Origin of the sequence: Pseudomonas putida, assembly GCF_022627325.1 — a bacterium.
GTDB lineage: Bacteria > Pseudomonadota > Gammaproteobacteria > Pseudomonadales > Pseudomonadaceae > Aquipseudomonas > Aquipseudomonas putida_X.
Map to the genome: position 1 here is coordinate 21,598 of NZ_JAETZZ010000018.1, position 24,306 is coordinate 45,903.

Annotated in this window: 23 protein-coding genes and 1 pseudogene; 6 read left to right on the forward strand and 18 right to left on the reverse strand. The window is 62.9% G+C overall.

Annotated elements, in window-relative coordinates:
- Positions 1-27: 27 nt before the first annotated feature.
- From JNA92_RS23340 to JNA92_RS23355, 4 genes and pseudogenes are all read right to left on the reverse strand, one after another.
- Positions 28-198: a hypothetical protein gene (locus tag JNA92_RS23340; RefSeq protein ID WP_241806894.1), complete on the reverse strand. Its 171-nt coding sequence runs from the start codon at positions 196-198 to the stop codon at positions 28-30.
- 140 nt (positions 199-338) lie between these two features.
- On the reverse strand, positions 339-1,478 hold the full coding sequence (locus tag JNA92_RS23345) for an FUSC family protein (protein ID WP_241806895.1): 1,140 nt from the start codon (positions 1,476-1,478) through the stop codon (positions 339-341).
- A gap of 135 nt (positions 1,479-1,613) precedes the next feature.
- A complete protein-coding gene (locus JNA92_RS23350) occupies positions 1,614-2,621 on the reverse strand; it encodes a zinc-binding alcohol dehydrogenase family protein (protein ID WP_241806896.1) in 1,008 nt (335 codons plus the stop codon).
- Between the two features lie 137 nt (positions 2,622-2,758).
- Positions 2,759-3,679 (reverse strand): annotated as a pseudogene (locus JNA92_RS23355) (bestrophin family protein).
- Positions 3,680-3,850: 171 nt separating this feature from the next.
- Between JNA92_RS23355 and JNA92_RS23360 the strand changes: the two are divergent.
- The gene (locus tag JNA92_RS23360) at positions 3,851-5,920 is read left to right on the forward strand and encodes a hybrid sensor histidine kinase/response regulator (protein ID WP_241806897.1); all 2,070 of its coding nucleotides are present in this window, start codon (positions 3,851-3,853) and stop codon (positions 5,918-5,920) included.
- Between the two features lie 63 nt (positions 5,921-5,983).
- On the opposite strand, the gene JNA92_RS23365 is transcribed toward JNA92_RS23360, so the two are convergent.
- The 5 genes from JNA92_RS23365 to JNA92_RS23385 form a co-directional block, all read right to left on the reverse strand.
- Positions 5,984-6,538 (reverse strand): PqiC family protein, encoded by a 555-nt coding sequence (locus tag JNA92_RS23365; protein WP_241806898.1) that lies wholly within the window; start codon positions 6,536-6,538, stop codon positions 5,984-5,986.
- 17 nt (positions 6,539-6,555) lie between these two features.
- Positions 6,556-8,211 (reverse strand): intermembrane transport protein PqiB, encoded by a 1,656-nt coding sequence (locus JNA92_RS23370; RefSeq protein ID WP_241806900.1) that lies wholly within the window; start codon positions 8,209-8,211, stop codon positions 6,556-6,558.
- Positions 8,192-8,836, reverse strand: a complete 645-nt coding sequence (locus JNA92_RS23375; protein WP_241806901.1) for a paraquat-inducible protein A — start codon at positions 8,834-8,836, stop codon at positions 8,192-8,194. Before JNA92_RS23375 ends, JNA92_RS23370 begins: the two co-directional genes overlap by 20 nt.
- Positions 8,833-9,429, reverse strand: a complete 597-nt coding sequence (locus JNA92_RS23380; RefSeq protein WP_241806977.1) for a paraquat-inducible protein A — start codon at positions 9,427-9,429, stop codon at positions 8,833-8,835. The genes JNA92_RS23375 and JNA92_RS23380 overlap by 4 nt, the downstream gene beginning before the upstream one ends.
- A 179-nt stretch (positions 9,430-9,608) precedes the next feature.
- Positions 9,609-11,261: a mechanosensitive ion channel family protein gene (locus JNA92_RS23385; protein ID WP_241806902.1), complete on the reverse strand. Its 1,653-nt coding sequence runs from the start codon at positions 11,259-11,261 to the stop codon at positions 9,609-9,611.
- A gap of 189 nt (positions 11,262-11,450) precedes the next feature.
- On the opposite strand from JNA92_RS23385, the gene JNA92_RS23390 reads away from it, so the two are divergent.
- The gene (locus tag JNA92_RS23390) at positions 11,451-12,068 is read left to right on the forward strand and encodes a dTMP kinase (RefSeq protein WP_241806903.1); all 618 of its coding nucleotides are present in this window, start codon (positions 11,451-11,453) and stop codon (positions 12,066-12,068) included.
- 12 nt (positions 12,069-12,080) lie between these two features.
- Here JNA92_RS23390 and JNA92_RS23395 read toward each other — a convergent pair whose 3' ends face one another.
- The 6 genes from JNA92_RS23395 to JNA92_RS23420 form a co-directional block, all read right to left on the reverse strand.
- Positions 12,081-13,025 (reverse strand): PDR/VanB family oxidoreductase, encoded by a 945-nt coding sequence (locus JNA92_RS23395; RefSeq protein WP_241806904.1) that lies wholly within the window; start codon positions 13,023-13,025, stop codon positions 12,081-12,083.
- The gene (locus tag JNA92_RS23400) at positions 13,022-14,452 is read right to left on the reverse strand and encodes an amidohydrolase family protein (RefSeq protein WP_241806905.1); all 1,431 of its coding nucleotides are present in this window, start codon (positions 14,450-14,452) and stop codon (positions 13,022-13,024) included. The genes JNA92_RS23395 and JNA92_RS23400 overlap by 4 nt, the downstream gene beginning before the upstream one ends.
- Before the next feature lie 16 nt (positions 14,453-14,468).
- A complete protein-coding gene (locus JNA92_RS23405) occupies positions 14,469-15,197 on the reverse strand; it encodes an ABC transporter permease (protein WP_347269624.1) in 729 nt (242 codons plus the stop codon).
- A gap of 111 nt (positions 15,198-15,308) precedes the next feature.
- Positions 15,309-16,163, reverse strand: a complete 855-nt coding sequence (locus JNA92_RS23410; RefSeq protein ID WP_241806907.1) for an ABC transporter ATP-binding protein — start codon at positions 16,161-16,163, stop codon at positions 15,309-15,311.
- Between the two features lie 66 nt (positions 16,164-16,229).
- The gene (locus JNA92_RS23415) at positions 16,230-17,255 is read right to left on the reverse strand and encodes an aromatic ring-hydroxylating oxygenase subunit alpha (RefSeq protein ID WP_241806908.1); all 1,026 of its coding nucleotides are present in this window, start codon (positions 17,253-17,255) and stop codon (positions 16,230-16,232) included.
- A gap of 39 nt (positions 17,256-17,294) precedes the next feature.
- Complete coding sequence (locus JNA92_RS23420; RefSeq protein ID WP_241806909.1) at positions 17,295-18,308, reverse strand: ABC transporter substrate-binding protein; 1,014 nt, start codon at positions 18,306-18,308, stop codon at positions 17,295-17,297.
- Positions 18,309-18,953: 645 nt separating this feature from the next.
- Between JNA92_RS23420 and JNA92_RS23425 the strand changes: the two genes are divergently transcribed.
- The 3 genes from JNA92_RS23425 (at position 18,954) to JNA92_RS23435 (ending at position 21,909) form a co-directional block, all read left to right on the forward strand.
- Positions 18,954-19,760, forward strand: a complete 807-nt coding sequence (locus tag JNA92_RS23425) for an outer membrane protein OmpK (RefSeq protein WP_241806910.1) — start codon at positions 18,954-18,956, stop codon at positions 19,758-19,760.
- A gap of 204 nt (positions 19,761-19,964) precedes the next feature.
- The gene (locus JNA92_RS23430) at positions 19,965-21,587 is read left to right on the forward strand and encodes a methyl-accepting chemotaxis protein (protein WP_241806911.1); all 1,623 of its coding nucleotides are present in this window, start codon (positions 19,965-19,967) and stop codon (positions 21,585-21,587) included.
- Positions 21,588-21,675: 88 nt separating this feature from the next.
- Complete coding sequence (locus JNA92_RS23435) at positions 21,676-21,909, forward strand: hypothetical protein (RefSeq protein WP_241806912.1); 234 nt, start codon at positions 21,676-21,678, stop codon at positions 21,907-21,909.
- A gap of 33 nt (positions 21,910-21,942) precedes the next feature.
- Here the strand turns inward: JNA92_RS23435 and JNA92_RS23440 are convergent, their stop codons facing one another.
- A complete protein-coding gene (locus tag JNA92_RS23440; RefSeq protein WP_241806913.1) occupies positions 21,943-22,134 on the reverse strand; it encodes a hypothetical protein in 192 nt (63 codons plus the stop codon).
- A 199-nt stretch (positions 22,135-22,333) separates the two neighbouring features.
- On the opposite strand from JNA92_RS23440, the gene JNA92_RS23445 reads away from it, so the two are divergent.
- Positions 22,334-22,711 carry a VOC family protein gene (locus JNA92_RS23445; protein WP_241806914.1) on the forward strand — a complete coding sequence of 126 codons (378 nt, stop codon included), beginning with the start codon at positions 22,334-22,336 and terminating at the stop codon, positions 22,709-22,711.
- 168 nt (positions 22,712-22,879) lie between these two features.
- On the opposite strand, the gene JNA92_RS23450 is transcribed toward JNA92_RS23445, so the two are convergent.
- Together JNA92_RS23450 and JNA92_RS23455 are read right to left on the reverse strand one after the other, a co-directional pair.
- Positions 22,880-23,521: a 3-oxoacid CoA-transferase subunit B gene (locus JNA92_RS23450; RefSeq protein WP_241806915.1), complete on the reverse strand. Its 642-nt coding sequence runs from the start codon at positions 23,519-23,521 to the stop codon at positions 22,880-22,882.
- An 8-nt stretch (positions 23,522-23,529) separates the two neighbouring features.
- Positions 23,530-24,225 (reverse strand): 3-oxoacid CoA-transferase subunit A, encoded by a 696-nt coding sequence (locus JNA92_RS23455; RefSeq protein ID WP_039601534.1) that lies wholly within the window; start codon positions 24,223-24,225, stop codon positions 23,530-23,532.
- Between the last annotated feature and the right edge of the window lie 81 nt (positions 24,226-24,306).

Consider the following 24,306-nt stretch of genomic DNA (forward strand, 5'->3'; position numbering starts at 1 on the left):
GGGCCAAGGGCGCCGGGGCGGGTTGACCTACGCCTGGAAGTCCGATGGGTTGGGCGCATCATTGAGTGCATCCTGGCGGATGTCGAGATATACGGCCGCTCCACATACGCCGAGCAGGCCTACCGAGGCGATCACGATGTCGCCCAGCAGCATGCCCGCGAGCAGGGTCAACAAACTCAGCCTACAGAACAGCGCCATGGCCACCTCCTTGGCAATTGGGATGCGCGATGCCCCGTACCCTATCGCCTGAGGCCCAGGGATGCAGCCTTGCCTGCTGGTTGTGGCAATCCTGGCGCCTGCTTTGGCAGAACGAGCGCCTTCGGGGCGCGAACGGTGGTTCACCTGCCTGATCTGGTGTCCGTTTTGCCCTGCGCGCGCAGGTGGACCAACAGGTTCGCCAGTTGCACTGCACCGATCAGGATGAAGCCGGCCACGATCCCTTCCAGGCGGATCAGCCCAGGTGCAGGGCTGGCATCGGCATAGGCGTCCGGCACCATCACCACCAGGTACACCAGCGCGAACTGAGTGCCGGCATAGGCGAAGGAGCGGTTGCTGTTCTCGATATGCCGGCCCAACAGCACCCCGATGCACATCATCAAGGTCATGGCCAGCCAGTTCGAACCCATCAACCCCAGTGCCAGCCAAGCGCACGCGGCGCCGGCAGCACAGCCGATCAGGCGATGGATATTGCGCAGGGTCACTGCCTTGCTGCCAGGCACCAGCGCGGCTGGCGGCACCATCATCACCGCCATGATGGTAATGGCTGCCTGGCTCAGCCCCTCGACGGCGAGCCACTGGCCCAGCAGTGGAATCAGTGCCAGCGCAACGCCGGCCTGCAGGGCGTGCACCCGCATGCTGCGGGTAACCTTGGCGGGCAAGGCTGCCTTGGCAAGCGGGGCGTGCGCTGTGACGACAGGCAACGCGCGCCTCACTGTGTGGCCAGAGAGCATCGCCACGAACCAGCAGGCCAGGGTACCGCAGGCCACTTCTTCGATCCGGGTTCTGGCGAAGTACAGCACGGCATCGGTGTCGTCGGCCTGCAGGCTCGCGATAGACACCATGGCGAAGGTAAGCCCGGTGAACAACCACGCATAACCATGGGCATAGCGGATGGCACACAGCAACGTGGCCGCACCGACCAGGCCGATGACCAGGCCAAGCCAGTGCCCGGGCAGCCCCGTGCGCGTCGCGAGTACGGCAGCGGCCATGGCGCCGGCCGCGGTGCCGATGATTCTCAGCCCGCCCCGATAGACAGTGTCGTGCAGGCTGGAGCGCATGACCATGTACCCACTGAACGCTGCCCAGCCGACATTGGCAACGCCCAGGTAGTGCGCCATGGCAATGGCCAACAGCACTGAAAGCAGGGTTTCCGCCTCGTCGACCAGGCGCTGGGGCAGGCGCTGTGGGGTGACGAACTCCGAACGTATGCCTTGGCAAAATTTCGCCAGGCCGTGCCAAGGTGAGTGTTGATCGGACATTGCAGTACCGTGACCATGTTCGACGGCGTGGCGCGACCTGCCACTGGCCCCTGAGCACAGGATAGGCCAGCAGCGGGCAGTGGTCGGTTTACCTAACCCCCCTGGGGTACTGCACTGTTGCCATGAACCTCTGCTTCAAAAGCCTTCCAGCACGATCTTGCCGCGGGCTTTGCCGCTTTCGAGCAGGGCATGGGCGCGCCGCAGGTTGTCAGCGTTGATGGCGCCGTAGTGCTCGCCCACGGTGGTCTTGAGCACACCCTCGTCGACCAGGGCCGACACGCGCTCGAGCAACTGATGCTGTTTGATCATGTCTTCGGTCGTGTACAGCGAACGGGTGAACATCAGCTCCCAGTGCAGCGACAATGACTTGCGTTTGAGCGGCACGACGTCCAGTTGGGCGGGGTCATCGATCAGCGCAAGCTTGCCTTGCGGCCGAAGCACTTCCACCAGTTGCGCCAGGTAAGTGTCGGTGTGCGTCAGGCTGATCACGTAATCGACGGGCTCCAGGGCGTGTTCTGCCAGTTGCTGGGGAATCGAAACGGTGTGATCGATCACATGGTGGGCACCCAGTTCGCTGACCCATTGCTGGGTTTGTGGGCGCGATGCCGTGCCGATCACGGTCAGTTGCGTGAGCTGCCTGGCCAGCTGCACCAGGATCGACCCAACGCCGCCACCGGCGCCAATGATCAGCAGGCTTTGCCCCTTGCCACCGTGCTGCTCAACGCCCAGGCGGTCGAACAGCAGTTCCCAGGCGGTGATGGACGTCAGCGGCAAGGCTGCGGCACTGGCATCGTCCAGGCTGCGGGGTTTACGCCCGACGATGCGCTCATCCACCAGGTGGTACTCGCTGTAGCTGCCAGGGCGGTCGATGGCACCGGCATAGAACACCTCGTCACCGGGCTGGAACAGTGTCACCGCGTTGCCGACCTCGCGCACGATACCGACCGCATCCCAGCCCAGCACCTGGGGTTGGTCGGCGCTGCGTGAGGCCCTTACCTTGGTGTCCACCGGGTTGACCGCAATGGCCTTGACCTCGACCAGCAGATCGCGGGCACCTGGGGTGGGCTTGGGCAGATCGGCCTCGTACAGCGATTGTGGGTCTTCAATCGGCAAACCGGGGTGGGTGAAAACAATGGCCTTCATTGCCATGACCTCGTTAGGGAAAGGAGTGCTGCTCAGGCTATCGGGATTGTGTTGAGTCAAAAACAGGGGCAATCGGATAAGACTTTCACTTTTACGGTGAAAATCAGCCGCGCCGCGCCTGTTTCGGTCGGCGTGGCTCAAAGCCTCTGCAGCGCCGGGGCTGGCTCGTGACACAGCGACAGCACCCCGCGTTCCGGCGAGTTGAACATCGACTTGAGATTGCTTTCGATATTGCGGCAAAAGTCTTCGGTACGGATGCGGTGCTGGCTGTTGCCGAAAGGCGCCTGAAGGTCCGTGCCGATGCGTTCCATGGCCAGCAGCATGCAGCCCACGACCGTGGATACGACCGGCGTGAACCAGCCTAAGGTTGGAACCAGGCTCAGCGGCATGATGATGCAGAACAGCGTGCCAAACAGCCTGGGGAAATACACATAAGGGTAGGGCAGCGGTTATTTGGCGATACGCTCCATACCGCCTTGCCAGTTCGACAGGTCTACCAGGGTCGACTCGATGCGCGCCAGCCTGATGCTGTCCAGGCGGCCTTCGTTGAACTCGTGCGTGATCAGTTCTGCCGAACCGCTGAGAATGTCGTTGGGCAAGTTGCTGGACCCGGCCAGGCGGGCCCGTTCACTTTCAGTGAGCAAAGCGCCCAGCGCTTCGGGGTTTCTGTCGCCGCCCAGGTGCATGCGCAGGGCGTGCAGATAAGCCACGTGCCGGCGCATGAGCTGGGCTTTGACCGGGTTCAGGCCCTGGGTGTCTTCGATGAGGGTAAGCACCTGCCGGCCCAGGCTGCGCGAGCTGTTGACCATCGAGCCCCACAGCGTCCTGGCCTCCCACCAGCGATTGTACGCACTGGAGTTGCGAAAGCTGATGAGCACCACCAGCGCGGAGCACAACAGCGTCAGGGGCATCAGCGGGAGCTCGAACCCGTAGCCTGTGACCAGCATGGCATCGAGGGTAACGGCCACGTCCCACAGCAGTAGCCACAGCAGCGACCACCCGACGTATGTGACCGTCCTGGCCAGGCATTTCCATTTCATATCCAGTGCGTGGGTCATGGCACAACTCCTTGTAAGCCCTTTGAAGACGGGCGAAAGCGCCTTTGCTGGGGACAGGTTAAGGTGCCAGACTTAAGCGCAGCTTAATCTTGAGCTTGAGCATGGTGGAGCCTTCCGGCGCTTGGCGCAGGTGTGCGACCATGGCCGACGGTTGCCACTGAGAGACAGGTTATGGATCGCGAAAGTCCTGGCATTTACAGCCCTACTGGCGCGTCTGCAGCGCAGAACCAGGAACATGCGTTTCCAACCAATACTGCAGAGCGATTGCAGTTGGCGCTCGATGCAGGTGCGATCATCGGCACCTGGTTATGGGATATCCCCAACAACCAGGTCACAGCCGATGAGCGCTTCTCCCGATCCTTCGGGCTGCCGGCAGACAGGTGCATGGCGGGCATACCGATCGAAGAAGCGTTCGCCTCCATTCACCCGCACGACCGTGAGCGAGTCTGGGCAGACATCCAGCAAGCGATGGACCGTGGTGGGGCATTCAGGTGCGAGTACCGGGTACGTCACGACGATGGCGGCTACAGATGGGTCGAGGCCAATGGCCGCGCAGAGCTCGACCTGCACGGTGTGGCTGTGCGCTTCCCTGGCATACTCATGGATATCGAGTCGCGGCGCTCAGCAGAGGCTGAACGCGACAGGATGTCGGCCCTTTTGCGAACATTCACGGCAGCGGTGCCCGGGGTTGTCTATGCCAAGGACCTGGCGGGGCGCATGCTGGTGGCCAACCATGGTGCCACGCAACTGATCGGCAAGCCGCCGGAGTTCTACCTGGGCAAGACCGATGTCGAGTTCCTGGAGGACAAAGCCCAGGCTCGCCAGGTGATGGAGACAGATCAGCGCATCATGCACGGCGGTGTGGCCGAGCAGATCGAGGAGCGGGTCGACATGCCCGATGGCTCGGCGACCTACTGGCTGTCCATCAAGGCCCCGCTACTGAGCGACACCGGCGAAATCATAGGCCTGATCGGGTCCTCCATCGATGTCACTGCCCGCAAAAATGCTGAAGCCAAGTTGCGTGAGCTCAACCGTACGCTGGAAGCACGCATCGAGGAAGCCGTGGCCGAGCGCGAAGCGGCCCAGGCGGCGCTGCGTCAGTCGCAGAAGATGGAAGCGGTCGGCCAACTGACCGGGGGGATTGCCCACGACTTCAACAACCTGCTGGCAGGCATCACTGGCAGCCTGGACCTGATCAAGCTGCGTTTGAACCAGGGGCGGGTCGCGGACGTGGAGCGTTACTTGTCGGTAGCGCAGGGGGCTGCCCAGCGTGCTGCCTCACTGACACACCGCCTGCTGGCATTCTCGCGCCGCCAGACGTTGCTGCCTGAGCATACCGACGTGAATACCTTGATCAGCGATATGGAAGAGCTGATTCGCCGAACGGTCGGCCCCTCGATCAACCTGCGGGTGCAGCTCAATGCGCAGGCCAGCACGTGCCTGGTCGACCCGGCGCAAGTCGAAAATGCGTTGCTCAATCTCTGTATCAATAGCCGTGACGCCGGCGGCGGTGAGATATCCATCAGTACATTCGACCAGGTGCTGCAGCCAGGGCCGGACCTCGATCCGGAGCTGTCCTCCGGAACGTATCTGACAGTTTGCGTGGCAGACAACGGCATCGGTATGAATGCCGAGACACTCAGCCGCGCATTCGAGCCCTTTTTCACGACAAAGCCGGTCGGTGCGGGCACCGGGCTGGGCTTGTCGATGATCTATGGGTTCGCCAAACAGTCAGGGGGGCAGGTGAAGATCGAATCGCAGGAGGGCGCAGGCACCCGCGTGTACCTGCAGTTACCCAGCCAAGCCGCCCGTGCAGGCCAGGATGCGTCTGTACGAGCGCCAGTCAAGGCGCCGCCGGTGCTATCCGGAGCCACGGTACTGGTGGTCGACGATGAGCCCTCGGTGCGGATGTTCGTCAGCGAAGCCCTGGGCAGCTGTGGCTATGTCGTGATTGAAGCGGCTGACAGCCTGGCGGGCTTGCAACTGCTGCGCTCGGATACGCGTATCGACCTGTTGGTGACGGACATAGGCCTGCCTGGTGGCATCGACGGCCGGCAGATGGCGCAGACGGGCCGCCTTTGCAGGCCTGGGCTGCCGGTGCTGTTCATGACCGGGTATGCGCAACCGCATGTACTGGACCAGGCCCCGATGGAAGCGCACACGGCAGTGCTGACAAAGCCGTTTGCACTCGAAGCGCTGTCGCTGAACGTCAATACGCTGCTTGGACATTCAAGCCGATAACGGCTGGACGCTGCTGTTGCACCTCACGGTTCAGCGCATGCAGTACTTTTGCAACGGCGATGATCAGCGCTCGACAGGGCAAGTGCTGTTCGTCGACGAAGCCGCTTGACTGATCAGCGCCACCAGGCGCTTGACGTTGGCTTGCTGAGCGATCACAACGTCATCGATGCTATCGCCGGCCGCCGTCTGCAAGGTGCTGCGGCACGTCAGCTGGGCATCGGCGCCGCGTGCTCGCAAGCGCCAGCGTGCGTCCAGCAGGGCATACTGCCCGGGCACCGAATCGAACCGTTGCACATCCACCCGCAGTGACAGCTTGCGCGCAGGGCGGGTGTTGCTCAATTGGTCGATCAAGGCGCTGCGCAGCTCATCCACCAGGGTGGCGCCCCACCACTGCGTCTCGAGGATGGCCAGGCTGCTATTACCTTGACGGATCACCAGTTGGGGCCGGTCGACCTGGGGCGGCACGCTGACACTTTCAAGCAGGATTTCGTCCGTGGCGGCGTGGGAGGACGGCGCGGGCATCGCCGGCGTGAGGGTATGGAACTGGATAGGGTCACTGCGGCAGGCGCCCAATGTCATTAGCGCGACCAGCAGGGTAATCCTTGGCAACGGGGTCATGCTCAACACTCCTGTGGTCAATTGCGTGGCGGCCCTTGCAGGTCCATCGGCGCGGCGTTGTCCGGGCGGCCACGCAGCAGGGACTCAGGGTTGCGGCCCAGGTAATCGGCGAGCTCGCGCAGCGAGCGCGACATACGGCTGAGCTCGTCCAGGGTCTGCGTCAGTTGTTCCCGCTGGGGCGAATCGTCTGCCAGCGTCGCGTTGGCAGATTTCAGCGTGCTGCTGACTTCGGCCAAAGTGCCTTGTACGCCCGGCAAGGTCTTGGCGTTGAACTGTTTCAGGCTCTTGCGCAGCTCGACCAGGTTGGCGTCCAGGTTGCTGGCAATACGTTCCAGCGGCAGCCGGTTGACCTTGTCTACCATGGTCTGCAACTGCTCTTGCAGCAGCTCTAGGCTGCCAGGAATGGTCGGGATCATCACCGGTCGGGCAGTAGGGTCGAATGCCACCTTCGGCGCTTTGGGGAAGAAATCCAGGGCAATGTACAGCTGGCCCGTGAGCAGGTTGCCACTGCGTGCCTGGGCTCGCAGGCCGTTGTCGATGAACGTCCCCATCAGTTTGGCGGCGGACGCTTCGTCATTAGGATCGTGCTGCAGGGCCTTGAGCATCTTCTCGTGCGCGCGCCCCAAGCGCTGGGGGTAGATCACGATGCCGACGTTGACCGGGAAGCTGCGCTGTTTCTCATCGAAGTCAAGGTTCACCGAGACCACGCGGCCAATCTCCACGCCCAGAAACTCTACCGGTGCCCCCACCTTCAACCCGCGCATCGCCTGGTCGAAGCGCAGTGCCAGGTACTGCGCCTTGCCGGCGGGCGGTGCCAGCGCGCTGGTCTGGTCGGCGAACAGCTCGAAGCGCTGGTCTTCGCTGGCGGCGCTGTCATTGGGGTTGTAGTCCGGTGCACGGAAGGCGATGCCCCCGACCAGAATGGAAGACAGCGATTCGGTCTTTAGCGCGAAGCCATTGGCGCCGACGTCTATGTCAATGCCACTGGCGTTCCAGAAGCGGGTGTTGGCGGTCACGAAGGCATCGTTGGGCGCGTGGACGAAGATCTCTACATCAACCCCTCTGCCATCCTTGTCCAGGGCGTAGGCGACCACCTGGCCGACCGGGATCTTGCGGAAATACACCGGGGAGCCGATGTCCAGCGAGCCCAGGTCCTGGGTGTGCAGGGTGAAATGCTTGCCGGGCTCGCCGTAGGTGATGGCGGGTGGGTTTTCGAGGCCGGTGAAATGTTTGACGCGGGTGTTGGACTGGCCGATGTCGGCGCCGATGTAATCGCCCGAGAGCAGGGTGTCTATGCCCGACACGCCGCCGGCACCGATCCGTGGGCGGACCACCCAGAATTTCGAGTCCTCACGGGTGAAGCCTTCGGCCTGCTTGTCGAGCTTGACGGTGGCGTTGACGTTCTTCTGGTCGTTGCTGAGTGCAACCTCGGTCACGTGGCCGATCACGACGTTGCGATAGCGCACTTCGGTCTTGTTGGCTGCAAGCCCGGCACCGGTCTTGAAGGTGAGGGTGATGGTCGGGCCTTCCTGCATGAGGTTGTGCACCACCAGCGAGAGGCCCACAAGCACTGCCACGATCGGCACGATCCACACCAGTGAAAAGCTGAACCGACGGGTCTTGACCGGTGCCTTGCCCGGCACGGCTGGGCTGTCATTGCTGGATGGGTTCATCCATGAGCTCCTTGTCAGGTGGCGTGTCCCAGATCAGACGGGGGTCGAAACTCATCGCAGAAAGCATGGTGAACACCACCACCAGGCCAAAGAACAGAATGCCGGGGCGCGGCTCGATATCGCCCAGCGCCTGGAACTTCACCAGCGCCGCAACCAGGGCAACGACCAGCACATCGAGCATCGACCAATAGCCGATCAGTTCAACGAACCGGTAGAGCTTGGAGCGCTGCTGTTGCGCCCAATGGCTGCCACGCTGGACCGTGATCAACAACATCGACAATGCCATGAACTTCACGCCTGGCACGGCGATGCTGGCAATGAAGATGATCAGCGCGATATCCCAGGCGCCGTGCTCCCAGAACTCGATCACGCCGCTCATGATGGTGCTGTCGGCACCGCTGCCGAGCATGGTGGTGTTCATCACCGGCAGCACGTTGGCCGGTATGTAGAAGGCAAGCGCCGCGAGAAGGTAGGCCCAGGTACGGCCCAGGGAATTGGTCTTGCGCCGATGCAAGGGGGCGTCGCAACGGGGGCACCGATGCGGTTCGTCGCGCATGTCGCAGGCGAGCCCACAACTGTGGCACAGGCACAGGTTGAGTTCGCTGGCGGTTGGCGGCCTGTTCATGGCATATCCCACAGGTCGCGGATGTCCCGGCCGGCAATGCGGATCATCAGCAGGCTCAGGGCGGCCAGTGCGAGCAGGCCGATGCCCGGCAGCACATCGAGCATCCCGGCGAGTTTGAACACCGCCACCATCGCGCCGAGCAGGCACACTTCCAGCATGCTCCAGGGGCGCAGTGTCTCCAGCCAGCGCATGCACAGCTTGAATGCTGGTGAGCGGCGGGCGGCAAGGGCGTAACCCAGGACCCAGATGAGCAGAAGCAGTTGGAATGCCGGGGCGATGATGATCGAGATGGCCGCGACCATGGCCATGAACGTGATCGGCCCCTGGCTCAGTGCCAATACCGAATCCCACAACGTGGCGCTGTTCTTCAGGCCCTTCAGGCTGATGCTCATCACTGGGTAGAAGTTGGCGAACAACCACAGCACGGCGGCCGTGAGCGTGAGCGCCAGGCGTTGCTCCACCGTCAGGCCATTGTGCCGCTGGAGCACACCGCCACAGCGGGCGCACAAGGTCTTCTGATGCTTGGCGAGCAGTGCTTTCTCGTACACGCAGTCGCAGTGCTCGCAGATGATCAATCGCTCTGTCGGGGGCATCATGACGCTCTGGTCAACTGAGGGCAGGCCTTTGTGAATATAGAAGCGCTGCTGTATTAGGCAAATGTTGTGCGAAGAATCTGTAAATCCGTGGGCCAGCGCATTCAGCCGGGTTTGTCGCTAACTTTGCCCGATAGCACCGCTGGCGGCCTGTGGGCCGGTAAGCATTGCCCTGATGCTCAACTGACCGGGCCTTGTTCAGGGGGTTGGGGGCTGGCCGGGGCGGTATGCCACTGCTCTTTGGGTACCCATTTGGCCTGCTCGGGGTCAGCCAGGTAGTGCGGGGACATGATCTGCACCCCATATTCGTTGAACACGTCCTGAATGTTGGCGTGCAACAGGCTCAGCAGCAGCGCGCGCGGCCTGGGCTCAGCGGGAACGGCCTGCGCGACCAGGCGGTATTCGGGGTAGAAATCCGAGAGGGCCGTCTGGAACACCTGTGGCCTGGGGTCCTGGAGTACGCCGTCGGTGCGCCGTGCCGCTTCCAGCAACATCGCCTCCACCTGTCGCCAAGGCGTGTCGTAGCCGATGGTCACAACCGTGTCCACGACATAGCCTTGCCCTTGCACGATACGCGAGTAGTTCTTGGTCACCGCCCCTGTAATCATTGAGTTGGGCAGCGTCAGGACTTCGCCGAGCCCGGTTCTGATCGTCGTGGTGAACATTCCCACTTCGGTCACTGTGCCTTCGTATTCGCCCACCCGGACGAACTCGCCGGCCCGAAGGGTACGGGTATAGGTAAGGATCAAACCGGCTGCGCCCTGGCCGATGACGCTGGTCGCCCCCAGTGAAATCATCAAACCGATCAACACCGACAGCCCTTTGAAGGCATCGGTGCCTGAACCTGGCAGATACGGGTAGGCCATCACCAGCGCGAACAGCCAGATGGCCAGCGAGGTCAGGCGCATGGTGGGTTGCAGGGTTTCGGCGGTGAGCCAGGTCAATGTGCCCGGGCGGGCCATGCGCCGCAGCACACGCTTGGAAAAGGCGCTGATGCCACGGGCGATGAAGAAGATCGAGATGGCCACGGCAAGGCCCGGCATGGCACGCAGAATGCCGCTGACCAGGTACCTGAACAGCTCCATCAAGTGGATATTCAGGCTTTCGCCCCAGGAGCGGGTATAGGGGAACTGCGACAGCACGAACCCCAGCCACTGGTAACAGAGCAGCAGCACGATCAACCAGTACAACAGCCACAGTGAGCGGTCTATCAGGTAGTAGAGGTTCTGCAGATCGAACAGCGGCGTGTGCCCGACCTTGAAGCGCTCGGAGTGTTTGCCCATCAGGCGGGGCAACAGGCCCAGCAGCTTGCCGCGACCCAAACCTGCAGCCTTGAGCAACAGGACGAACACCAAGGTGGCGGCCGCCGAGTAGCCCACGGCCGTCAACAGGAACTTCAGGCTGCGTGCCTGGCGGGTTTCCTCGACCACCAGGCGCAGGTTGTCGGCAGCACGTTCGGCAGCCTCGTTTGGCGTGATGGCGTCGGCTGCGGCATCGAGCGGTGTAACGATGAAGGCGCGACGGCCCCCCAGCAACACCAGATAACTGTTCAGGATAGGGTCGGTTCTGACTTGCAGGTCGTTGTCTTCCTGCAGGGTTTCTTCGATCAGGCTCTTTGCGCGCTGGGCGCGCGCCTTGGGCGTTTCGCCCAGCAAGGTAGAACGAAAGACGAAAACCGTGCGGTTGATGACCGTGAGCGCGGCTGGCTCGGCAATGACGCCCTCGACACCTGGGGCGGGCTGCTCGCCGTCGGCGTTAACGGGGGGAGAGACCATCATGTACAACCCCAGAATCAGCCAAGCCACTCGCCCAGACCAACGCTTGATCCCCATGCTTCACTCTCCGGCGCCTGCGTGCGAATTGTTTCCAGCATAGCCGGCTTCAGGCAACCCTCCGTGGCGTGCAGAAATCGGCTTCATCAAGCGGTGCAGGGACGTCACCACGCTGTAGAATGCTCACCTCTGCCTTCGCCAAGGAATCAAGATGCCGTTGCACCCTATGCCCACCGCAAGCGCCGCTTCATGAGCCGTTCGCTGTTCGTCTCCATGGACGGGCCCAAGGGCACCGGCAAAACCACATTGTTGGAGTCAGTCACCCAGGCACTGCGGGCTGACGGGCTGAAAGTCATCCGCATCTGCGAGCGAAAGAGCGACCCCTACAGGGCTGAAACCATGGCACTGGTCAACCAGTTCGTCAGACACCCCAGCCCGGACCTTGAGCTGGCGATCTGTGAGCGCTTTGCCCAGAGCCGTGCGTGGATTTCCCGGCACGTGCTGGCCAGGCAGCCGCCGGACAGCATCATCCTGATCGACCGCTGGTACCCGTCGGACGCTGCATTTCGCCGGCTGATCCCGTTCCCTGGGATTCTGCGCCTGAACACCGCTTGTGATGTGCGCATACCCGACCTGCATGTGGGGGTGGTCACCGCCCCGGCTATTTCATGGGCGAGGGCGACGGCACGCACGCGCGGGTTGAGCAGCACGGTGATGCACAGGTTCGAAGAGCATGTGGCTTGTACCCAGGCCTTCGAGCGAGCGGTTGCAGACAACGGCTGGCTGATGTGCCGCAATGAAGGGACGATCGAAGACGCTACGCTGCAGGTGGTCTCAGCGATTCAGCGCGTGCTTCGACGCCCTTAGCGCGTGCCTCATTCAGGCATCGAGCACCAGGCGCGACGAGCGCGCCCCTGAGACACACGGCGTGATCCATTCCCCGCTGCTGCGTTGAGCTTCGGTCAGGCACTCGTCACGGTGCTCTGGCGTGCCCTCGATGACCCGGCACATGCACGCGCCGCAAATGCCCATGCCGCACGAGATGGGCAGGTCCACCCCGACCCGCGCAGCGGCTTGCAACAGGCTTTCGCCCGCTTGTACCTGCACCTCATGCCCGCTGCGCTGCAACACCAGTGTGCAGCTGGAATGGGTTGCGGCTGTGGGCTCGGGGGGCTTGAAGTGCTCGCGGTACAGGGCCGATGCTGGCCAGCCCTGGTTGAGGGCGGCGTGCTCCACACTGTCCATGAACCCTGCGGGCCCGCAGCAATACACGCTGGCGTGGGGCTGCCAAACGGGCAACAGCTCGCTCAAGGCTTGCTTGATCTGCGCAGCGCGCAAGCCACTGAATACTTCGATGGGCAGGCCCTGGCGCTGGACCAGCGGCAGCGGGTGCGCATCACGGGTGAAGTACAGCAGGCGCACCGCGCGCCCTTGGGCCAGGCATTGGCGGTACATCGGCAGCAGGGGCGTGATGCCGATGCCGGCCGCCAGCAATACCACTGAGCCTGTCCCCGGTTGCAGGGCAAACTGGTTGCGCGGGGTGCCGACCTCGATCCGTGCACCCAGGCGCAGGTGCTCGTGCAGCCACTGTGAACCGCCGCGTGACGCAGGCTCACGCTTGATGCCCAGGTACAGATGGCCCTCTTCGGGCAGGCTGACCACCGAATACTGGCGGACCATGCCGTTGCCCAGGCGCAGGTCGACATGGGCGCCGGCCGCCCAGCTCAGCGGCAGCGGTGCGCCGCCCGGCGTGCCGAGCTCGACACCCAGCACGTCGTCAGCTTCCAGGCGCAAGGCGCGTACTTGCAATGAGGTCCAGCTCATGCGCGTACCCCCGCAGCGCGCTGCAGGCGCAGCACGGCCTCACGGGCCTGGCTACCGAGTTCGGCGAGGTCCAGGCCAGGGATCGTGTCGTTGTCCACGCTCAGGCGCCCACCTACCAACAAGGCCCGCAAGGTCGGCCGGCCACCCCCCACCACGGGCGCAATGCCCAGGTCATGCAAGCCGAAGTACCGCGGCTGGTCCAGGCGGTAGACCGCCAGGTCCGCGGCCATGCCAACCTGCAGCGTGCCAAGGGCGTTCAGCCCCAGCACCTGAGCCCCACCGGCGGTGCCCCAACGCACCACGTCTTCCACGCTGGCGGCATGGGCGCCGCCTTCGAGCTCGCCGCCTGCATAGTCGGGCAACGCCCGCTCACCGGCCTTGGCCCGTTGCATCAACCAGGCGGCGTGGGTTTCGCTGATCATGTCGCAGGCTTCGTTGGAGGCTGCGCCGTCGACACCAATCGAGATCGGCATGCCGGCCGCTTCCATCGCCAGGATATCGGCGATGCCGCTGCCCAAACGCCCGTTGCTTTGCGGGCAGTGGGCAATGCCGGTACCGGTGGCGCCCAGCAGGCGGATTTCCTCGCGGCTGAGCTTGACCAGATGGGCGAACCACACGTCTGCGCCGAGCCACTCGTGCTCTGCGCAAAACGCCACCGGAGACAGGTTGTAGCGGCGCTGCACCTCGTTCTGGTACTCCACCGTTTCGCTCAGGTGGCTGTGCAGGCGGATGCCCAGCTGGCGTGCAGCGCGGGCGGTTTCGCGCAGGTGCTCTGGCGGCATCGAGTAAGGCGGGCTGGTGGGCGCCATCACCACCCGGCGCCAGGCGTCGGGGGCAGGGTCGTGGTAGGTGCGCACCAGCCGGCCGACGTCATCAAGGTACTGTTCGAGGGTTTCCGGGCCGGCACTGGCGGCGCCTTCGGCCTGGCGCACCTGGGTTGCGCCGCCTCGGCACAGCACGAAACGCAGGCCTAGCCGCTCTGCCTCCTCGAACAGAATCTGCGCGCTATCAAAGGCCATGCCTGGCAGGTACAGGTAATGATGATCAGCGACCGTGCTGCAGCCGGAGCGGGCAAGCTCGACCAGGCCGATACGCGCGGCCAGGCGGAAGCTGTGCTCATCGAACAGGCCGCGGTAGCGATAGGGTACCGCGGCCAACCACGCCCCCAGGCTGTGATCGATGCCAGCCGGGATCCCTTTGAGCAGTGACTGGAACAGATGATGATGGGTATTCACCCAACCTGGGTAAACCACGCAGTCGGTGGCGTCGAGCACCTGCTCTGCCGCCAGCGGTTGCAAAGCGCCGAGGGCAGCGATGCGCCCTTGGCTGATACGGATGTCCGGCCCGGCGTGGCGGGCGGCTGCGCCGGGCAGGCCGGTGAGGATGGCGCTGGCGTTGCGGATCAGCCAGCTGTCGGTAGGGTTCATGAGCGGCTCCAAGGGCTTAACCCAGTTCACTTTCGTGCCAGTGGCGCAGGCTCAAACGTGCCAGCAGGGCCATCAGGCTGAACAATGCGACGCCGGTCAGGGCGATCAGCACCAGGGCGGCGAACAGCCGCGGAATATTGAGCTGAAAGCCCGCTTGCAGGATCTGGTACGCCAGCCCGGCGCCGGTGCCCCCGGTGCCGGCCACGAATTCGGCCACCACCGCGCCGATCAATGCCAGGCCACTGGCAATGCGCAGGCCGGCGAAGAAGCACGGCAGGGCACTGGGAATACGCAGGCGCAGCAGCACCTGCCAGCGGCTTGCGCGATTGAGGCGGAACAGGTTGAGCAGCCCCGGGTTGACGCTGCGCAGGCCCAGCACAGTGTTGGCGATGATCGGAAATACCGCCACCAGGGTGGCGCAGATCACCAGCGCCAGGGTGGTGTCGCTGCACCAGATGATGATCAGCGGTGCAATCGCCACCACTGGCGTCACCTGCAGCAATATCGCGTAGGGGAACAGGCTGGCTTCCACCAGCCGGCTCTGTACGAACACGAATGCGGCCAGGGTACCGATGACCACTGCGAGGGCGAACGAGAGGAAGGTGATCTTCAGGGTCATCCACAGCGCACCGACCAACATGGGCCCGTCGCTGATCAGCGTGCGGCCGATGTCGGCGGGTGATGGCACCAGGTAGACCGGTACTTGCCAGGCAATGCATGCCAGCTGCCAGAGGCCCAGCAGCACAGCGCCGACCAGCAGCGGCGAAGCGATGCGCAGCACCGTGGGGTTGTGTAGCCAGGGAGTAGAGTGTCGACTCATGTCAGGGCTCTCAAGTTGTGCTCTGAAGTTATGCGCTCAAGCAGGCTCGCCGTTGGCCTGGGCCAGCAGCCGGGACAGGTGGGCGCACTGCGCGATGAAGGCGGGGGAGGTGCGGTAGGCCTCATCCCGCTGCAGCGGGCCGTCGATGGGCACATCGGCGATCACCCGCCCGGGCCGGGCACCCATCACCACCACCCGCGATGACAGGTACACCGCCTCGAAGATGCTGTGGGTGACGAACACCACGGTCAGGTCGCGCTGGGCCCAGAGCTGGCGCAGGTCGCTGTCGAGCTTGTTACGGGTGAACTCGTCCAGGGCGCCGAACGGCTCGTCCATCAACAGCAGGTTGGGTTCGGTGGCCAACGCCCGAGCGATCGATGCGCGCATCTGCATGCCGCCCGACAACTCGCGGGGGTAGGCCTGGCCGAACGTGCCCAGGCCTACCAGCTCCAGCGCCGCCTGTACCTTGGGCTGGCTGTGGGCTTTGGGCATGCCGGCGAGGTCAAGCGGCAGGCGTACGTTGTCCTGCACCTTGGCCCAGGGCATCAAGGTCGCCTCCTGGAACACCATCGCCAGGCTGCGCCCCGCACCGGTGCCCAGTGGCTCGCTGGCTGGGGCATCCTTGCCCCACCAGCGCACGTGGCCTGCCGAGGGTTGTTCAAGGCCGGCGAACATTTTCAACAAGGTGCTTTTGCCGCAGCCTGACGGGCCCAGCAACGACACGAACTCGCCGCGCTGGATTGCCAGCTTGACGCGGTGCAGGGCGACGGTGCCGTTGCTGTAGGTCTTCTCGACCTGGTTGGCGAACAGCGGCGTATCGCCACCCAAGGCGTCGGCGTTGGGTGGCGCCTGCAGCTGGGCGCGGGTTTCGGATAGGGTCTGCATCAACATGGCGCTCTCCCATAAGGTCATGAGCGGTTGCATATGCCCCGGCACACCGGGGCGCCGAACAGGCGGTCAGTGGCTGGCGAACACTTCGCTTTCGCCGTGGGCTTCGAGCAGGCCCAGCAGTTGCCGGCGGATCACCAGGCCTGGCTTGTCCGAGGGCATGTGCAGCTCCACACGCCGCCGGGTATCGACGCAGGCGTCCGGGTCGGTGGCCTCAAGGATGTCACGGTCTTCGGCGGTGATCGCCGCGTCCCAGTCGATCAGCGCCTGGGTCGGGCAGTCGGTCTCGCTGTCATTGCGATAGAGCCACTGCACCAGCATCAGCCGGCCGTCATCGATCGGTGTGGCGCAGTTGTAGATGATGTGGTGGATGCCGCTGTCCGGGTACATGCAGCCAAAGCGGCGGGAGAACGGCAGGTAGTAGCGGTTGACCAGGTGGCGCTCGGTGATCGGCGCACGGGTGCCGGTAATGGCGAAGCTTTCTTCAGGGTTGCGGATGGGCACGCGGGTCTCGGCTTCAAAGCCGTAGTCGGTTTCGCGAAAGTCATAGCTGGCCGGTTGGGGCTGGTCGAACAGGCCGAAGTTGGCCTTGTGCACGAAGGAAAAATGCGAATTGTCGAACGAGTTCTCCATTACCCGCAGTGGGCTGGTTTTCCACTCTTCATAGAACTGGAAGATACGCCGGTAACCGGGGGCGCCGTCTTCGGGGAAGTCGGGGATCGGCTGCAGCGGATCGTCCAGCGCGACCCAGGCATAGCCATACTTTTCCTGGCAATGGTAGGCCTTGACGGCTGCGCCCGGTGGTATCGCCCCCGTGGGGTTCTGCGGGATCTTCACGCAGGCGCCGCTGCAGTCATACTCCCAGCCGTGGTAGCCGCAGGCGATATTGCCGTCTTCGCTGACAAAGCCCTTGGATAGTTTGGCGGTGCGGTGGCAGCAACGGTCGCGCATCGCTACCGGGGTGCCGTCGGGCCGCTTCCAGAGGACGAGGGCTTCACCGAGCAAAGTGAAGGGTTTTGGCCCGTCGTCCAGCGCCGTCATGGGCAGCAGGGCGTACCAGAAGCGTCGCAATACAGGTTGTTTGGTGACCAGCATGATCCAGTTTCCTCACGGTATCGGTTGTTGTTACAAGGCTCAGCGGCTGGCCGCCTGGACGGTGTCGGGCTGCACATTCAGGCCTTGCACGAAGCGAGTGGTGTAGGCTTTCTGCCAAGGGGCCGCGGCGCCGAGCAGGCCGGCCTGGACCATGAAGTCGCGGGTGGCTTGCCAGCGGGCGTCATTCATCGTGCCGATGCCGTGGCTGGCCGCATCGCCCCCGGTGACCAGCTGATATTGCTTGAGCGTCGAGACGCCCCAGGCCAGTAGTTCATCGCTCATGTTGGGGTTGTCGCGCTTGATCAGCGCATTGCCCGCCGCGGGGTTGGCCAGGTAGCGTTTCCAGCCTTCGAGCGAGGCGCGGACAAAACCGGCGACCCGCTCGGGATGCTGGTCGATGACGTCCTGGCGGGTGACCACGGTGGAGCCGTAGGGCGGGTAACCGGCATCGGCGAACAGGAAGAAGTTGGGTTTCTGGCCGGCCTTGATGGCCTGGAACAGTTCCGAGCTGGCGTAGGCCTGCTGGGTGGTGTCGGCGCCGGCGAGGAAGGGCTGCAGGTTGAAGGTGTAGGGCCGTGCCTGGTTGTCCTCGAGCTGGTACTTGCCCTTGAGCCAGGGCCACCAGGTTTGCTGGCCGGACGTAGAGACCAGCACCTGCTTGTTTTTCAGGCCGTCCAGGCCGTTGACATCGGCGTGCGTCATCAAGCCCTGCGGGTCACCCTGGAACGGTGCAGCCACCGCGACCACCGGCAGCCCTTGCTCCACGCTCTTGAGGATCTGCAGGTCGTAGTTGACGATGAAGTCGGCTTGCTTGCTGACCAGCAACTGCATGCCGTTGACCTGTGGGCCGCCCATGCGGATGGACACATCCAGGCCTTCTTTTTCGTACAAGCCATCGGCCACGGCCTGGTAAAAGCCGCCCTGTTCAGCCTGGGCGTACCAAGAGGTGAGCAACACGACTTTGTCGTTGGCCATGGCCAGGGAGGCGCTGCTGAACACTGCTGCGCCAAGCAGCGAGCGAAGCGGGTAAGTCAAAGCAAAGCGGTTTTTCATGATTGTTCTCCACCTCGATTCGAAATGCGCCAGGTGTTCGGGAACACGCCAGCGAGGACCGAGCGGAGAGAGAACGCAGCAAGAGGAGGGGTGCACAGCATGCAGCAGCCACGGCTGACACTTCTCTACTTGCCCAGGGCCGGCAGGCCTCGTGCAAATCATCCGCTCGGATGTACGCCCTATCCAAGGCGCAAGAGCAATGCCCCATGCCATGTCTGGCACTGACCGCTTCTACTCGAAGGCAGCTCAAGCCAGAAGCGTGCCAATGTGCGGCGACCGCCAAAAACGGGCTGTTCAGGTGCAGGTAGGTGTTGCGAGGGCAGGACAGTGATCCGGGAAGGTGCAGGGCAGGACTGCCGGGCGCCATTAGAGTGCGCAATCCTTGGGTGGCCTGGTACTCAGTAATCCACGAAATTGGCCACAATCACCGAACTAGACTGTATTCGATCAGTTGGCACGCGCCCTGCTATGGCACAGTCGAGTAGAAGCGGTCAGTGCCAGACATGGCATGGGACATTGCTCTGGCGGCAGCACGCCGCACACCCGGCAAGGGTGGCGCCACGGTTTGCAACGTGGCCAGAGGAGAGGTCCGTCCGCTGAATCCCTTGCTGGTGAACCTCACCGACCTCGACCCAAGGGATGCCCATGAAACTCACCCCTCTTGCCTGCCTTAGCTACTGCTTCCTGCCCCTCTGTGCCCTGGCCAGTTCCGGCGCCCAGGCCGGCCCGCTGATGTGGTACGACAATAGCCTGAGCTACCTCTACGGCCACAATTACAAAGTCGACGGCACCGGCAACGACATCCAGCAGACCGTCACCTTCGAACACGCCAGCGGTTGGAGCTGGGGGGATGTGTTTCTGTTCGTCGACAACAAATGGTCCAACGGGTTGTCGGGCAATGACGGCCATACCTACTACGGTGAATTCTCTCCGCGGTTATCGCTGGGTAAGGTCAGCGGACAGAACCTGCGCTTTGGCATCGTCAAGGATGTACTGATCGCCGCCACCTACGAGCGTGGCGAGGGGCGTAATCGCAAGTACCTGCTGGGGCCTGCCGTGGACTTGACTATCCCGGGGTTCGATCGCTTTTCGCTCAATACCTATTACCGCAAGCCCGACGGGATTACCGGCAAGGCGTCAGGGCAATGGCAGATCAACCCGACCTGGGCGATGACCCTACCGCTGGGGCGGTCGGACATTCTGTTCGATGGTTACCTGGAGTGGTATGTGAATGACGTGGGCAGCAAGGGTACGTCGGATTACGTGGCCAAAAGCTTCCACTTCAATCCGCAGGTCAAATACGACGTCGGCAAGGCCCTCGGGCACACGCCGAAGCGGTTGTATGCGGGGCTCGAATGGGATTACTGGTCGGACAAGTATGGGATTGAGGACAGCCACGGGTTCCCGACGGATCAGAATGCGGTGAGTGTACTGGTCAAAGCGCATTTCTGAGAAAACATATTAGGATAGTGGCGTATCCTGTTGTTTTCAAATGAGTATTGCATCGAGCGCAGCACGGGCTGCGCTCGATGCTCACGAACGCCAAACCGATAATGTTCGATTATCGGGCGCTAACGCCCTTCATGCACTCAACCTTCTGATTAACATGCCGAACGTAATGGGTAGTACATCCCACTGCCATCCGGATACGTCCCCATGCGCCTGCGCCATATCAACATCGCTACTCGCTCTTACCTGAGTTTCAGCCTGATCGCTGCACTGGTCGCAGTGCTCGGGCTGTTTTCCATCAACAAGATCTCCAGCATGCACGAAGCGGTGGTGTATACCGAGCAGGTGACCAACGTCGGCACCCGCTACCTGGGCGAAGTGCGCAGCCACATGCTGGGCCTGCGCATCATCACCATGCGCATGGCCATCGCCCGTGAGCCCGCCCAGCTGGCACCGACCCTGGCGCGCCTGGAGGTGCTCAAAGGCCTGCTCGACAAGGGTGTAGAGGGCTACGGTGCAGTATTGCCAGCGGCGGGCAAACCGGCCTTTACCGAGATGCAGCACCTGATCGACGAATACCGTGTGCTGCTCGACCAGTACAAGGCGTTGTCCGAGCAAAACCAGGTAGCCCAGATGCAGGCGATGCTCAGTGGCGCCATGCAGGACATTTCCAACCGTATCGGTGAGCTTTACGACAACCTGGTCAAGTTCAGCAGCGACACCGCCGAACAGCACACCGCCCACGCCCGCGCTGAGTACCAGAGTGCCCTGTACCTGACCTTCGGTGTGCTTGGCCTGGTGCTGGTGCTGACCATTGGCCTTGCCTGGTTGCTGACCCGCAGTATCGTCAGCCCGCTGCGTGAAGCCATCGACGTGGCACAGAACATTGCCCAGGGCGACCTCTCCCACACCGTGCATGCCACTGGCCGCGACGAGGCGACCCAGTTGATGCATGCCCTGGCGGCGATGCAGGCCAGCCTGAAGGACGCCCTGCGGCTGATCGGCGATTCCTCCCATCAGCTGGCTGCGGCCAGTGAACAGATGTCGGCAATTACCCAGCAAACCTCCCGCGACCTCAACCGGCAGAACGACGAGATCCAGCAAGCGGCGACTGCCGTGACGCAGATGAGCGTGGCGGTGGAAGAGGTGGCGCGTAATACCGTGAGCACCTCTGAAATCTCCCGTCAGTCCGAAGACGCGGCGCGGCGCGGTCGTCAGCGGGTGGGCGAGGCGATCAGTTCGATCGGCAAGATGAGCCAGGATGTACATGAGGCGTCGCGGCAGATCGAAGCGCTGGCGGTGCAGTCGCAGGAAGTGGGCAAGGTACTCGATGTGATCGGCGCCATTGCCGGGCAGACCAACTTGCTGGCGCTCAACGCCGCGATCGAGGCGGCGAGGGCGGGTGAAGCGGGGCGCGGCTTTGCCGTGGTGGCAGATGAAGTCCGCGCGCTGGCAGCGCGTACCCAGACCTCGACACTGGAGATCGAGGAAATGATCAACGCCATTCGCAGCGGCACGGCGCGCGTGGTGGAGTCGATGCACAGCAACAGCCAGCAGGTGGGGCATACCCTGCAGGTGGCTGAGTTGGCCGGGCAGGCACTGGATGAGATCACCGATGGCGCGACCACCATCCATGAGCGCAATATGGTGGTGGCCAGTGCCACTGAAGAACAGGCACAAGTGGCTCGAGAAGTCGATCGTAACCTGTTGAATATTCGGGAACTTGCCGTGCAGACCTCTGAGGGCGCGGACCAGATCAGCACGGCGAGCCAGGAGCTGGCCAGCTTGTCGATCGGCTTGAACGGGATGATGAAGCGCTTTCAGCTCTGACAACCGAGGGATGATGGTCGACATGAGTCGAACCATATGCTGACCCGCTGGTCAGGATATTTACCTATCCAGCACTAGAGAGGTCAGCATGCACACGTACAACCTGACGTACCTGTTCAAGGGCGAACCGCGTGATCACCGTTTCGAGCTCAAGCAGCACGGGCTTTCGCTTCATGAAGCCGCGTTGCATTTGATTGTGTTGCATTACGGGGATGGCGAAAACAGCCTGGTGATGCCAGCTGCAGATGCCTCCCCGACGGAGATTCTGCAGCAGGCCAAATCGCTTGAGATAACCCAAGTCGAAGTACATCCAGGCGAGTAAGCGTGGTCGGCGGGTTGCGCGCGTGCAGGCTGCTCAGCCTGCCTTCAAGCCGGCCAACTGCTGCTGAAGCTCGGCCAGCAATCGCCGACCCGCTGCTTCCACCAGGTCCCCGTACTGAGCGATGGCATTACACTCCCGGCAGGTGACAATCGATTTTCTGTGGAGCCTGCCGGGCTTTACCAAATCTTGCCCACCGCACTTGAGGCATTTCAGGGTGACACTCATGATCTTCCTCTCCATGGAACACGCGCAGGATCCTTCACTGCGTTTTTGTCGCGGCTGGCAATGATGATGCGTTACATGGAGTGGTCAAGTGGGTAAAACGTTCATTCCGAAAGCAATTTAAGCAGAGGCGGGCCCTTCAAAAGTTGCCAGGGAACGTTTTGCGCGTCACCAAGCCCCCAACAGAACCGGAGATCGCGACGTGATTGACCATCTGGACCACCTGGTACTGACCACCGTCGATGTCGATGCATGCAAAGACTTCTATGGCCGCGTGCTCGGCATGCGCCTGGAAACCTTCGGCCAAGGACGCTTGGCGTTCTGCTACGGCAATCAGAAGATCAATGTACATGTGCGGGGGCATGAGTTCGAGCCCAAAGCTCATCTGCCTGTTCCGGGCGCATTGGACCTGTGCTTCATCGCCAGTGTCAGCCTGGAAGCGGTCATCGCGCAGCTGGAACGTCAGCGTTGGCCGATCATCGAGGGGCCGATTCAGCGAACCGGTGCGAGCGGGCCTATCCGTTCCGTGTACGTGCGCGACCCGGATCTCAACCTGATCGAGATTTCCGAGCAGTTGTGACAAAAGCTGGCAATGGGCGTTACAGGCGTCACCAAGCGTGACAAGAGGCGCGCCCGGCAAGCGGGCGCAGAAGGCTGAAAAGGCGGGCTGGTATATCGCAGTACGACGGCGCCACGGCGGCAATGGGGTTCTCGGCCCCTTCGCCGCCAGGCAGATACAGGCAGCAGCTTACTTGATCAGCGGCACGCCACTGAGCTTCTGCAACTCGTCGAAGTCGATGTCAGCGCAGATCTCTACCACTTTCAGGCCGTCGGACGTCACTTCCAGCACGGCCAGGTCGGTGTAGATGCGGCTGACGCAGCCGATACCGGTCAGCGGGTACGTGCACTCAGGCACGATCTTGCTTTCGCCCGTCTTGGTCAGGTGGTCCATCATCACGAACACCTGGCGCGCGCCGGTGGCCAGGTCCATCGCGCCGCCTACGGCCGGGATCGAACCCTCAGCGCCGGTGTGCCAGTTGGCCAGGTCACCTTTGACCGACACCTGGAAGGCGCCCAGAACGGCGATGTCCAGGTGGCCGCCACGCATCATCGAGAAGGAGTCGGCGTGGTGGAAGAACGCCCCCCCGGTGAGCAGGGTCACGTGCTGCTTGCCGGCGTTGATCAGGTCATCGTCTTCCTCGCCCGGCGCGGGGCTCGGGCCCATGCCCAGCAAGCCGTTTTCGCTGTGCAGAAACACTTCCTTGTCGCCCAGGTAATTGGCCACCAGCGTTGGCGCGCCGATGCCCAGATTCACATACGCGCCTTCCTGGATGTCTGCGGCCACGCGCTGGGCCATCTGGGTGCGGGAAAGTTTTGTGGTAATGGTCATGGCAGGCCTCAGACAGCGTTGGCGATCGAAGAAGCAGCAGCGCCGGTAACGGCGACCACGCGCTGCACGAAGATGCCCGGGGTGATGATGTGTTCCGGGTCCAGTTCACCGAGTTCGACGATCTGGTCGACCTGAGCGATGGCGGTCTTGGCCGCCATGGCCATGATCGGGCCGAAGTTACGCGCCGCCTTGCGGTAGATCAGGTTGCCCCAACGGTCACCCTTGTACGCCTTGATCAGCGCGAAGTCGGCGTGCAACGGCATTTCCAGCACGTACTGGCGACCATCGATCTCGCGGGTTTCCTTGCCTTCGGACAGCAGCGTGCCGTAGCCGGTCGGCGAGAAGAATGCACCGATGCCCGAGCCTGCTGCACGGATACGTTCGGCCAGGTTGCCTTGCGGCACCACTTCCAGCTCGATCTTGCCGGCCCGATACAGTTCGTCGAAGACGTAGGAGTCGGACTGGCGTGGGAAGGAGCAGACCACCTTGCGCACGCTGCCGGCCTTGAGCAGGGCGGCCAGGCCAATCTCGCCATTGCCGGCGTTGTTGCTGATGATGGTCAGGTCGCGAGTACCGGTATCGATCAGCGCATCGATCAGCTCGGACGGCATGCCGGCAGTGCCAAAACCACCGACCATGATGGTCGACCCGTCTGTGATGCCTTCCACCGCGCTGGCGATGGACTCATATGTTTTATTGATCAAAGCGAGCTCCTGGTTGTTCCTGGAGTATGGGTTGTGGGCCTGCCTGGCGCGCCCTTTGAAGAGGGGGCCAGTCAGCGCTTG

Coding starts and splice junctions, on each gene's coding strand:
- JNA92_RS23340 (WP_241806894.1), bottom strand. CDS start 198: ATGGCGCTGTTCTGTAGGCTGAGTTTGTTGACCCTGCTCGCGGGCATG.
- JNA92_RS23395 (WP_241806904.1), bottom strand. CDS start 13,025: ATGAGCTGGACCTCATTGCAAGTACGCGCCTTGCGCCTGGAAGCTGAC.
- JNA92_RS23345 (WP_241806895.1), bottom strand. CDS start 1,478: ATGTCCGATCAACACTCACCTTGGCACGGCCTGGCGAAATTTTGCCAA.
- JNA92_RS23360 (WP_241806897.1), top strand. CDS start 3,851: ATGGATCGCGAAAGTCCTGGCATTTACAGCCCTACTGGCGCGTCTGCA.
- JNA92_RS23410 (WP_241806907.1), bottom strand. CDS start 16,163: ATGTTGATGCAGACCCTATCCGAAACCCGCGCCCAGCTGCAGGCGCCA.
- JNA92_RS23385 (WP_241806902.1), bottom strand. CDS start 11,261: ATGGGGATCAAGCGTTGGTCTGGGCGAGTGGCTTGGCTGATTCTGGGG.
- JNA92_RS23365 (WP_241806898.1), bottom strand. CDS start 6,538: ATGACCCCGTTGCCAAGGATTACCCTGCTGGTCGCGCTAATGACATTG.
- JNA92_RS23450 (WP_241806915.1), bottom strand. CDS start 23,521: ATGACCATTACCACAAAACTTTCCCGCACCCAGATGGCCCAGCGCGTG.
- JNA92_RS23420 (WP_241806909.1), bottom strand. CDS start 18,308: ATGAAAAACCGCTTTGCTTTGACTTACCCGCTTCGCTCGCTGCTTGGC.
- JNA92_RS23370 (WP_241806900.1), bottom strand. CDS start 8,211: ATGAACCCATCCAGCAATGACAGCCCAGCCGTGCCGGGCAAGGCACCG.
- JNA92_RS23430 (WP_241806911.1), top strand. CDS start 19,965: ATGCGCCTGCGCCATATCAACATCGCTACTCGCTCTTACCTGAGTTTC.
- JNA92_RS23425 (WP_241806910.1), top strand. CDS start 18,954: ATGAAACTCACCCCTCTTGCCTGCCTTAGCTACTGCTTCCTGCCCCTC.
- JNA92_RS23440 (WP_241806913.1), bottom strand. CDS start 22,134: ATGAGTGTCACCCTGAAATGCCTCAAGTGCGGTGGGCAAGATTTGGTA.
- JNA92_RS23415 (WP_241806908.1), bottom strand. CDS start 17,255: ATGCTGGTCACCAAACAACCTGTATTGCGACGCTTCTGGTACGCCCTG.
- JNA92_RS23380 (WP_241806977.1), bottom strand. CDS start 9,429: ATGCCCCCGACAGAGCGATTGATCATCTGCGAGCACTGCGACTGCGTG.
- JNA92_RS23350 (WP_241806896.1), bottom strand. CDS start 2,621: ATGAAGGCCATTGTTTTCACCCACCCCGGTTTGCCGATTGAAGACCCA.
- JNA92_RS23375 (WP_241806901.1), bottom strand. CDS start 8,836: ATGAACAGGCCGCCAACCGCCAGCGAACTCAACCTGTGCCTGTGCCAC.
- JNA92_RS23390 (WP_241806903.1), top strand. CDS start 11,451: ATGAGCCGTTCGCTGTTCGTCTCCATGGACGGGCCCAAGGGCACCGGC.
- JNA92_RS23435 (WP_241806912.1), top strand. CDS start 21,676: ATGCACACGTACAACCTGACGTACCTGTTCAAGGGCGAACCGCGTGAT.
- JNA92_RS23400 (WP_241806905.1), bottom strand. CDS start 14,452: ATGAACCCTACCGACAGCTGGCTGATCCGCAACGCCAGCGCCATCCTC.